The sequence below is a fragment of the Streptomyces thermovulgaris genome (assembly GCF_002155915.1).
Lineage (GTDB): Bacteria > Actinomycetota > Actinomycetes > Streptomycetales > Streptomycetaceae > Streptomyces > Streptomyces thermovulgaris.
The window spans coordinates 255-3,227 of the sequence record NZ_MUME01000436.1; the positions used below are offsets into that span (position 1 = coordinate 255).

The following is a 2,973-nucleotide window of genomic DNA, read 5'->3' on the forward strand; positions in this document are numbered from 1 at the left end:
CCGGGGCGAAGCCCAGCACCTCGAGCACGACCTCGATGCCGGGCCGGAAGCGCGCCCCGAGGAGCAGTGCCCCGTATCCGACACCGCCCGCCGCCCCCGCGCCGGGCGACACCGCGCACTGCGCGGCCCGCGCCCCCACCGCGCCCTCCAGCACTCTCACGAAGTGCGCGAGCGCCGCGTCCAGCGTTCTCACGTCCTGCGGCGAGGCGCCCTTCTGCGGCCCGTAGACCGCCGCCGCGCCCTTCGGTCCGGTCAGCGGATTGTCGACGTCACTGGCGAGCACGAGCTCGACGGAGCCCAGCCGTCCGTCCAGCCCGGACAGGTCCGCCTCGGCCAGCTCCGCCAGTCCCTGGCCGCCGGGCTGCACCGGTTTGCCGTCCGTGCCCAGCAGCCGCGCCCCGAGCGCGGACAGCATCCCCGCGCCCCCGTCCGTCGTCGCGCTTCCGCCGACGCCGAACACGATCGTCCGCGCACCCGCGTCCAGCGCGGCCCGCAGCAGCTCCCCGGAGCCGTACGTGGACGCCTCGAGCGGTGCGAACACGCCCGCCGGCAGCCGCCGCAGCCCGCTGGCCTCGGCCATCTCCACGACCGCCGTGTCGCCGCGCAGCGCGAACGCGGCCGTCACCTCGTCCCCGAGGGGACCCGTGACCCGTACCTCCCGGCGTTCGAACCCGGCCGCGACCGCCGCGTCCACGGTCCCGTCGCCGCCGTCGGCCACCGGCAGCGCCTCCACCTCCAGGTCCGGCACGACCCGGCGCAGTCCCGCCGTCACATGCTCGGCCACCTGCACGGCGGTCAGCGATCCCTTGAACTTGTCGGGGGCGACCAGCACCCTCCGGGTGTCGTGCACCGCGGCGTCCGCCACCTCGCCTTCCCCTCCCTCTCCCGGATCCCTCTCCGGCCCCGTGCGCCGGGGTCGGCCGCGCCGCTGCGACCCTAACCGGCGGCGGCCTCCACCGCCGGCTCCGCGCGAACGTCCCGGAACCGGATAGACCGTTTTCATGACCTCTGTGCGCACCGATGCGGAACTCGCCGACCGCGTCCTCGGCGGCTGGCTGGGCCGTATCGCGGGCAACATGCTCGGCAAGCCGGTGGAGCAGGGCGAGGTGTGGACACGCGACCGCATCGACCGCTATCTGCGCAGGACGGCCGCGCTGCCGCTCACCGACTACCTGCCCGAACCTCCCGCCGACGACGACGGCCCGGCCCTGCGCCCCGAGTGGCGCGACTGCGTCCGCGGCCGTGTCCACGGCAGCTGCCGCGACGACGACATCGACTACACGATTCTCGGCCTGCACCTGCTGGAGACGCACGGCTTCGCCTTCAGCACCGAGCAGGTCGGCGATCTGTGGCTGCTGCGGCTGCCGTATCTGCAGACGTTCACCGCGGAGCGGGCGGCGTACCGCAATCTGGCCAACGGCCTCAAGCCGCCTTTGACAGCCACGTACGACAACCCGTACCAGGAGTGGATCGGCGCCCTGATCCGCGCCGACATCTACGGCTGGACCAGCCCCGACGCCCCGCGCCGCGCCGCCGACCTCGCCCGTCGTGACGCGGTGCTGTCCCACACCGGCAACGGCGTCTACGGCGCCCAGTGGGCGGCGGCCCTGATCGCGGCGGCCTTCACCGCCCCGACCGTCCGCGCCGCCGTCGACACCGCGCTCGCGGTGATCCCGCCGGGCAGCCGCCTGGCCCGTACGGTGCGCCGTGTGGTCTCCCTGCACGAGGCGCACATGTCCTGGGAGGACGCCCTGGCCACGCTCACGGACGAGACCGCGGGCCTCCACTGGATCCACGTCGTCCCGAACGCCGCCGTCCTCACGGCCGGCCTGCTCTACGGCGACGGCGACTTCACCCGCACCCTCGCGCTCACCGTCCGCGGCGGCCTGGACACCGACTCCAACGGTGCGACGGCCGGCTCGGTGGCCGGCGTCCTGACGGGCGCCGACGCCCTTCCCGCCCAGTGGAAGGACCCCCTGGAGGACACGGTCCGCAGCGCGGTCTTCGGCTTCGACGGGGTGCGCATCAGCGAGCTGGCGGACCGGACCCTGCGCCTGGTTACCCTTCCAGGGTGACTGCTTCCGACTACGCCGCGTACATCGCCGGGCTTCCTCGTGTCATCGCCAGTGCCGCCGCCCTCTGCCGTGACGAGCAGGGCCGGGTGCTTCTCGTCGAGCCGAACTACCGGGAGGGATGGGCGCTGCCGGGCGGCACGGTGGAGTCCGACGACGGCGAGACCCCGCGCCAGGGCGCGCACCGCGAGACGCTGGAGGAGATCGGCCTCGACCGCCGGATCGGCCGGCTTCTCGCGGTCGACTGGGTGCCCCGCATGGGGATCCGCCCGCCGCTGGTGGCGTACCTCTACGACGGCGGTCTCCTCACCGAGGAGGATCTCAAGGCGATCCGCCTGCAGGAGGAGGAGCTGCTGTCCTGGCGTCTGGTCCCCCGTGACGAGCTCGCCGCCCATCTGCCGGACGTCACGGCCCGCCGCGTCCTGGCCGCCCTCGACGTCCTGGACAACGGCACGGGCCCGGCCGAGCTGGAGAACGGCCACCGCGTCGGCTGACCGCGCGGCGGCCCGGACCCCACGCCCGGTCCTGCGCCGGGCACCGCCGTCTTCGCGCGAGGAGCAGCGAGAACGGCACATCCGAGTACCCGTACTCATGCGCGGTGTCCGCTGCGGCAGCACGCTGCCCGCATGCGCTCACGCACGCACTCAGGGGAAAGAGCCGTCCGCGGACGGGACGGCGGTGGACGGGAAACGGGTGGATGAGCCGAAGGGGCCGTCCGCCGGCCGGCAGATCGGCGTCTGCGTGGCCCTGCTCCTCGTCGACTTCATGCTCATCGTCTGGTCGGCGTACGCCGTGGGGGTCGCAGCCTGGGCCGGCAGCTTCGACAGCAGCACCGCGGCGTCGAGCACGTCGGAGGCGGCGCTGGTGGCCCTGCTGCTTCCGGGGGGGTGCCTCTATGTCT

General features: G+C 74.1%; 3 protein-coding genes and 1 pseudogene. 3 read left to right on the forward strand and 1 reads right to left on the reverse strand.

The window, feature by feature from the left end:
- The coding region (locus tag CCN35_RS25985; protein WP_245863487.1) for a glycerate kinase at positions 1–850 on the reverse strand (850 nt) is incomplete at its 3' end.
- Positions 851–1,001: 151 nt separating this feature from the next.
- On the opposite strand from CCN35_RS25985, the gene CCN35_RS25990 reads away from it, so the two are divergent.
- From CCN35_RS25990 to CCN35_RS26000, 3 genes and pseudogenes are all read left to right on the forward strand, one after another.
- Positions 1,002–2,075 (forward strand): ADP-ribosylglycohydrolase family protein, encoded by a 1,074-nt coding sequence (locus CCN35_RS25990; protein WP_086794538.1) that lies wholly within the window; start codon positions 1,002–1,004, stop codon positions 2,073–2,075.
- Positions 2,072–2,566: an NUDIX domain-containing protein gene (locus tag CCN35_RS25995; RefSeq protein WP_086794540.1), complete on the forward strand. Its 495-nt coding sequence runs from the start codon at positions 2,072–2,074 to the stop codon at positions 2,564–2,566. The genes CCN35_RS25990 and CCN35_RS25995 overlap by 4 nt, the downstream gene beginning before the upstream one ends.
- A gap of 199 nt (positions 2,567–2,765) precedes the next feature.
- Positions 2,766–2,973, forward strand: a pseudogene (locus tag CCN35_RS26000) (hypothetical protein); the annotation flags it as partial.